We start from the raw sequence: 7,402 nt of genomic DNA, 5'->3' as shown, positions 1-7,402 counted from the left end.
AACAGCCGCTTCGCGTGGCGGCGGGCGGGGGTGTCGACCCGATCGGGCGGCGGTGCGGAGGTCGACGGCGGCGTGACTGCTTCGGGCTCGGGCACTGCGGCCGACAGGCAGCCGCGGTGCGCGGCGGCGATGTCCGCGACTCGCTTGGACAGCCCTTGCCACAGGTGGAAACGGTCGCTGACCTGCACAGCTTCCGGGGCGCCGTCGGCGATGCCTTGCCGGTAGACCAGCGAGCCGTCGCGGCAGACGACCTCGACGCCGGGATGGTCGCGCAGCCAGCCGGCCAGCTGCTCAGCGTCCCGGCCCGCCCAGAGCGTGAGCGGGAGCCGGGTGTCGGCATCCACCAGCAGGGTGCCGTAGACGTCGGCGTACAGCGCGAAGTCATCCACGCCCAGCACCCGGGGCGTGGCCATCGTCGGCAGCGGCATGTGCATCAGGTGGAACAGCACGCTGGTCCGAGACAGCGGCACGTTCAGGATCTGCAGCAACCGGGAGCCACCGCGTCCGGCGAGCAACACCGCGGCCATCTCCACCAGATGCTGGAGCAACGGAGTGCGGCGCTGGTAGCGCACGGTCAGCTCATCGACCTGCTCGGCGAACGTCCGGCGCCCGCAGCGCGGGCTGTCACAGAACAACCGCCGCACCGACAGGCCGATCGACACCGGACGGCCACCGACGGCGAGGTCGGCCAGCGTGCGGGCATAGCGGCTGTGCGCCCGCACCGAGCTTCTGCCGCAGTCCGGGCAGGCAACCGGTAACTCGCGGGTGCGGGCGGAAATATGGACCACACCGCTCTCCACCCACACCCGCTCCACCCGCACCGCATCCAGGTGCGGGGACACGATCCGTACGAGGTCATCACACTCTCTGACGGTGCCGCCACCTGTGACGGAGCGTCACCGGCGCGCGGTGGCACACCCCGACGTCACGGAAATCTTGCCAGGGCCACGTTCACTTGTACGCCGACAACCGTTCGTTCAGGTCTGCCGGCTGGCGCGGAACCGCAGCGTTTGAAGAGATCGAATCTGGCGCTGCCGTAGTGCTGGCACTTGACAAAGCCCTCGACGTCTCATCGCAACCACGCGCACGAGCTCGCTACTTACCGTGCGTCGGTGTCGAGCGCTGCTGCGTTGGGCAAGAAGGTCTGGGCGTTGTTGGGGGTGCCGCCGAGGCGTAGATGCAGGTATGGCGACGTTGCCGGTCGGGACGGGGGCGCCGCTCCGGCGAGGCCGGAGCGTGCGGTGGGCACTGAGCGACCCGTCAGCGTCGCCGCAGGCGCTGCATGGGGATCAGGTTGAGTAGGAGACCGATGACGGCGATACCGGTGATGAGGTTCAGGCCCGGGTGGTAGGGGGCAAAGGAGCTGCCACTGTGGACTACTCCAGTGAGCAGCACGGTGAGAAAGGCGAGGACCAGGGATGCGCCGACCAGCGCAGAGGTCTGCACCAAGCCGGAAGCGAAGCCTTGCTCGGAATCGTCGATGCCTTTGGTCGCCTGGGCAATGATCGCGCTGTAGCCGAAGGCGAAGCCGCCGCCGAGAAGCAGCATGGACGGGAGCATGGTGAGCATGTACCCAGGGGAGGTACCCGCTGATACGAGAAACCAGCCGTAGCCGAGAGTGGTCGCGATCATCGAGGCACGGACCAGCGGAACCGTTCCAAAGCGGTTGATGAACTTCCCGGCGAAAGGCGAACCGATCGCGACAGCCAAGCCCACGGGCAGAAGCGCGAAGGCCATGTGCAGTGGGGACCAGCCGCGGCCGTCCTGCAAGAAGAGAGGCAGCATGAACTGGAAACTCGAGTAAGAGCCCACCAGCGCCATGATGCTCAGATTGGCACGAATCGTGTTGCCGTGACGCAAGATGCCGAACCGCACCAGCGGGTGGCGAACGCGCTTCTCGATCAGGACGAAAGCGACCAGCAACACGGCAGCCAAAGCGAGGGTGCCGAGAGTCGCGGCGGAGGTCCAGCCCTTGAGAGGGGCGCTTACGACTGCGTAGACGACCAGCATCATGCCGGTGGTGAGGGTAATGGCGCCAAGCGGGTCGTAGTCGCGGCTGTTGGCGGGGCGGTTCCGGGGGATCAGCAGGAAGCCCGCGACCAGGGCAAGCAGGGCGAGGGGTGCGGGCATCAGGAAGATGAAGCGCCACCCGATGCCGGCGAGCAGACCGCCGAGGATAAGGCCCGACGAGTAGCCCATAGCGCCAAAGAGAGTCAAGACCGAGAGCGCTCGGTTGCGCTGCGGGCCTTCCGGAAAGGTCGTGGTGAGGAGGGAAAGGCTCGTGGGAGCAGTGAACGCCGCCGCCACGCCCATGATGAATCGGGTGGCGATCAGCAGCGAACCACTGGTGGCGAGGCCCCCCAACAGCGAGCCCACGACGGAGACGCCGAGCGCGATCAGCATGACTCGGCGGTGCCCCAGCAAGTCGCCAGTTCGGCCGCCAAGCAGCAGCAGTCCACCGTAGCCGAGAAAGTAGCCGTCGATGATCCACTGCAGTGAAGTGGGCCCCATGTCCAGGGCGTGACCAATGGAGGGCAGGGCGATCCCGACCATCGAGCCGTTCAGACTGTCCATGAACAGCACCAGACACAAGACGGCCAGGACACCCCACGATCGCGCAGACCAGCGCTGCTCGGAGTCGCCAGGCGTAGTCCTGGTGAGGCAGTTGGTCGAGGACATCGGGGGAGGCCTTTCTCTGGCTGCCTGGGCAGGCGATGGCCCAGGCAGCTGATGTGAGAGCAGACACCCACCCTGGTCCATCCCAGACATGACCGCTGTCAGCCGATTGGCCCGCCGCATGGGGGAAATCCAGCTCAGGTAACCAGCGAAAAGTTGCCAACCGGTAGGTATTGGTCCTGCAACTTCCGTTCCCACAGGGCATCCTGATGCATGGTCGGCACGGCCTCGCTCACGCACCGCGAGTCGATAGTGGTCAGGGGCGTGCATCCCGGCCCGTCTCCCCTCTCCGGCGGCGACGGGACGGCACTCGGTAGGTGCCGGTGCCGTCCCTGCCATCCGGACCAGTCAGTGGCCGAGTCCCACCTGCACGATCTTGATGACGACCAGGACCATGGCGATCAGCAGGTAGGAACGCAGCGCGCCCATGCCGATCTTGCGGACGGTGGACATCGCCGGCTTCGTCAGCGTCTCCAGCGGCGGCATCCGCCAGGAATCGCGGCCAGTGCGGTCGACCGGCTCCGGGCCGGCAGTGCGGCGCTTGAGGAGCGCATATCCGGCGGCCAGCACCCCGGTGACGCCGCAGGCAGCCATGATTTGCCGAATCGCGCCCGCGGAGATGTCCGGGAAGAGCACCGCGGCGGTCAGGATCACTGATAGTGCGACCAGCACCCCGACCACGGCGGCGGTGAACACGTTGGTCTTCGGCCCGTTCACCCACGGGCCGAGGACCTGCTTGTCATTGCACAGCAGCAGCAGGAACACCGACGCGGACGGCAGCAGTACACCGGCGAGGGTCTGCACTCCCTCGGTGAGCAGACCCAGCGGGGAGCCGGGAATCAGCACGATTGCTGCGGCGGCGGCGACCAGCCCGGCGTAGACGGCGTAGAAGCCCTTGGCGCCGCCGAGTCCGCGGTGCAGGGAGTGCTTCATGCCGAGCACATCGCCGATGGCGTACGCGGTGGACAGGGAGACCGCGAACGCGCCGATGATCGAGGCGTCCAGCAGCGCGATCGCGAACAGTACTCCGGCGAGCTTGCCCACCTTTGCTGCCAGGCCGGTGGCGATGCCGGCGGCGTCGGTGAACTGGCCGAAGCCGTGGGTGCCGGCGAACGCGGCGGCGGTGAAGCCCATCATGGCCGCGGCTCCGATGACCACGATCGCGATGCCGATCCACAGGTCGATCCTCTCGTAGCGCATGAACCGCGGGGTGATCCGCTTGTCGATCACGTACGACTGCTGGAAGAACAGCTGCCATGGCGCCACGGTGGTGCCGACGATGCCAATGATCAGCAGCATCACGGTGGACAGTTCGCCCGCGCCACCGGGGAGGTTCGGTACCACGAAGTCGCGGGCCATCTGGCCGGTGGCGGGGTGGACTAGGAAGTAGATCGGCACCAGCAGCAGCGAGGCCGCGCACAGGGTCATGGCGACACACTCGAACCGGCGGAAGGAGCCGGTGAACGCCGACGCGATGATGACTATCGCGGCGATGAGCACGGCGGCGGCCTTCGGCAGGCCCAGATAGCCGGCCGCGAGGGCGATGCCGATGAACTCCGTCACTAGCGTGAGCGCGTTGAGACAGAACAGGTCGATCACGCTGAAGGCGCCCCAGAACTTTCCGAACCGCTCCAGGATGAGCCGGGCGTGCCCGACTCCGGTGACGGCGCCGAGCCGCAGCACCATCTCCTGGTTCACGTACAGCACCGGCACCAGCAGGAGTAGGGTCCACAGCAGGTGGGTCCCGTAGTTCTGGCCGGCCTGGCCGTAGGTGGCGAACGCGCCGGCGTCGTTATCGCCGACCATCACGATCAGGCCGGGGCCGACGATGGCTAGCAGCGTCTTCAGCTTTGCCGTCAGCCCCCGGCGCTCGCCGTGGTCGTCGAGCTTGATGGTGCCCAGCGCACCGCGGATGTCGCCGAGGTGCGCGTCGTCCAGCACCGCCGCCCGAGGCGCTGAGATCTTGGTGGTCATCGTGTCAGCCATGTCATGCCTCCAACTCCCCAAGCGGGGGAGGTTAGGGGGCACACAGCAGCCATCGCCCCTACAGCGCGGACGAGGCAGGTCAGCACGGACCCACCCCGCGGCCGTCAGACCGCACGGGGGTGCGAAGGCGGGGGCTCCGCGCTGGGGGAGGTGGTTACCGCGTGCCGGACGAATGCGAGGACAGGCGGATCAGGGGCCGACGGCCCGGACTACTGTGACTGCAGTCCACGTCTCTCGCCTCCTTCCGGTTGGGGGGACGCCCGGACAGGCGTGGGCCGATGTTGACGTCCGGCGGGTTCGCCGGCTTCACCACCACGGCTGTCGAGGCCGCCGTGTGGCTGGATCTGACCCGGCAAGCGCCGAGTACACTGCGCCTTGGTTGACTCTGACCTCGTCGCCGAGCGTGTGCCAGCTCTCCGCTAGCCGGCGCCCTGTTTCTTAAGCCGCCCGGCTCTGCGCCCGCCCCGCCGCGGCATAGCGCTCCGAAGATGGCCGGACCACCCCAGCGAGGTGGCTGCCGCCGCCCGGGCCTGAACGGGGGGCCACTGCCCGTGGTTCTTGCTCCGCGCTGTGCTGGCTGTCCGACCCGGCGCCCGGACCAGGCCGGACAATCATATGGACGCCACGTCCCCGGCCCGAAGTCGGCGGGACAAGCCGGACGCAAGACACGGCCCGATGGCCGAGGCGCCAGCAGGCGCCGAGCTGTCGGCGGCCGGCTGGACTCAGTGCCCAGAAGACAGCGACGGCAGTCAAGGCGGAGACCGCACCGCCCGTCGCCATGCCGAAGTGGGCGCCGTAGGTGTCCGTGACCCAGCCCACCAGGGGAGCGCCTATGGGAGTGCTGCCGGTGGTCACCACCATGTACAGCGCCAGCACACGCCCGCGCATCTCGGGATCGGTGCTCAGCTGCACACTCGTGTTGGCCGCGCTGTTGAAGGTCATGATTAGCAGACCGATCGGCACCAGCAGCGCCGCGAACAGCCACAAATCCGGCACAAAGGAGTCCACAGCCAGCAGGACGCCGAAGAGCACGGCCGCTGCGAGTATCAGTCTCGGCCTGACCTCTCGGCGTCGCAGGGCAAACGCCACCCCGACAAGCCCGCCGACCGCCACCAGGCAATTCATCAGGTCAAAGACCCCGGCGCCGCGGTGGAACACATTATGGGTGAACGCTGGCAGCCAGACCGGAAGGTTGAAGCCGAAAGTGCCCAGGCATGCGGCGAGCGCGATGGACCTGACCAACTCCGGCCGCGCGGCTACATAACGTAGTCCTTCACGCAGCTGGCCTTTTGCCCGCGGGGGCCGCTCGGTGCGGTTCAGCTGGGCGCCGCGCATGAGGAGCAGAACGCTGATCATGGCTGCGTAGGACACTCCGTTAACGAGGAACGCGTATCCACTGCCGACAGTGGCAAGCAGGGCGCCTGCCACGACTGGACCCGACAGGCGTGTGAACTGACGGGTTGCCGAGCTCAGGCACACGGCATTGGCGAGCCGGCCGGGCCCCACTATTTCGGCGACGAATGAGTGCAGGGAGGGGGTGTCGACGACGGTGACAAGGCCGAGGATCAACGAAGTCAGCCACACCTGCCAGACCTGCACCTCCCCGCTGAGGGTCACGATGGCGAGCACCGTGCAAGCCAACCCCATCACGGACTGCGTAATCAGCAGCAGCTTCTGCTTGGGTAGCCGATCCGCGAGTACGCCTCCGTAAGGGCCGAGCAGGAGCGTAGGCAGGAACTGGAGGGTGAGGGTGATACCGACGGCGGATGCCGAGCCGGTCAACGCATGGACGAGCCAGTCTTGGGTGATGCACTGCACCCATGTGCCGGTATTCGATACGGCCATTCCTGCGGCGTACAGGCGGAAGTTCCGGACGCGGAGTGACTCGAACATGCCGGAGTTGCTGCGTCGGTGGGCCTGACGGGACTCGGGCGGGGCCGGCGGGTGCGTACTCACGGAATACCTCTCGTCGTGCGGTTCCGGCTTCGGCGCGGCGGCGCGGAAGGTGCAGCGCTTGGGGACACACCGCACGAGTGTGGACTTCGCGGGCACGGCGTTTGGTCATCCGAGTGGAGGACCGACCGGATGGTAGGCCTAGAAGAATCAAGAAGATCTTGGTGAGGGGAGTGTCCGGCCGTGGGCCGGGCGGCCTTTCGATCTATGAGGTGGCGGGGTTGATCGCCCAGGTTTTGCCTGTGCGGGTGAGTCCGAGGTTGATCAGTCGGCGGAGGTTGAGGGCAGCTGCTCGGGTGTGGAGCCAGGTGTCGTTGGTGATGGTTCCGCGGTAGCGGAGTTTGCGGTTGCCGTGGTGGACGAGCCAGGCGACGGCGCGTTCGACGGGCGTCTCCAGCGGCCGTAGGTGGCTTGCCAGTCGGGGTCGGTGGCGGCCTGGTCGCGGGCGGCGCTTGGAGGTCGTGGTGGGGACGGATGGTCAGGATGCGTCCGGCCTTGGCCTTGGTGCACCTCTCGCGCAAGTGGCCATCCAGTGCACAGATCCTTGAAGTGGGCCTTGCGCTGTAGCGGTGCACGAACCGCTCATGCAAGACCTTCAGTTCACCAGCCCACGACCGGGCATCAGCAAGTTCCCCACCCATGAGCTGACCAACGACCGACCTGCCCAACCGTCACGGCAAGCACCGTTGCAGCTAGCTACTTGCCCCTGAAAAAGGGTTTGGGCTGGTGAAGGGGCCGGTGCTGCGAGACGGCATTGTGCCACTGGCCTGTCGGCGGCGTGTCCCTC

At 67.2% G+C, this 7,402-nt stretch carries 5 protein-coding genes; all 5 read right to left on the bottom strand.

Translation table 11 applies throughout. The features are described 5' to 3' along the window. On the bottom strand, window positions 1-842 hold an 842-nt coding region (locus tag AC0699_RS38825; protein WP_478671040.1), incomplete at its 3' end, for an ISL3 family transposase. Between the two features lie 418 nt (window positions 843-1,260). Next, window positions 1,261-2,679: an MFS transporter gene (locus AC0699_RS38820; RefSeq protein ID WP_478671035.1), complete on the bottom strand. Its 1,419-nt coding sequence runs from the start codon at window positions 2,677-2,679 to the stop codon at window positions 1,261-1,263. A 345-nt stretch (window positions 2,680-3,024) separates the two neighbouring features. Next, complete coding sequence (locus AC0699_RS38815) at window positions 3,025-4,662, bottom strand: NRAMP family divalent metal transporter (protein ID WP_478671031.1); 1,638 nt, start codon at window positions 4,660-4,662, stop codon at window positions 3,025-3,027. 438 nt (window positions 4,663-5,100) lie between these two features. After that, window positions 5,101-6,555 (bottom strand): MFS transporter, encoded by a 1,455-nt coding sequence (locus AC0699_RS38810; protein WP_478671027.1) that lies wholly within the window; start codon window positions 6,553-6,555, stop codon window positions 5,101-5,103. Window positions 6,556-6,820: 265 nt separating this feature from the next. Continuing rightward, the gene (locus AC0699_RS38805; protein ID WP_478671045.1) at window positions 6,821-7,012 is read right to left on the bottom strand and encodes a transposase; all 192 of its coding nucleotides are present in this window, start codon (window positions 7,010-7,012) and stop codon (window positions 6,821-6,823) included. Window positions 7,013-7,402 lie beyond the last annotated feature (390 nt).

It is taken from the genome of Streptomyces sp. NPDC043870 (assembly GCF_056435785.1).
Note: the sequence above shows the minus strand (reverse complement) of the source record. Positions and strands in the feature narration are given on the sequence as shown.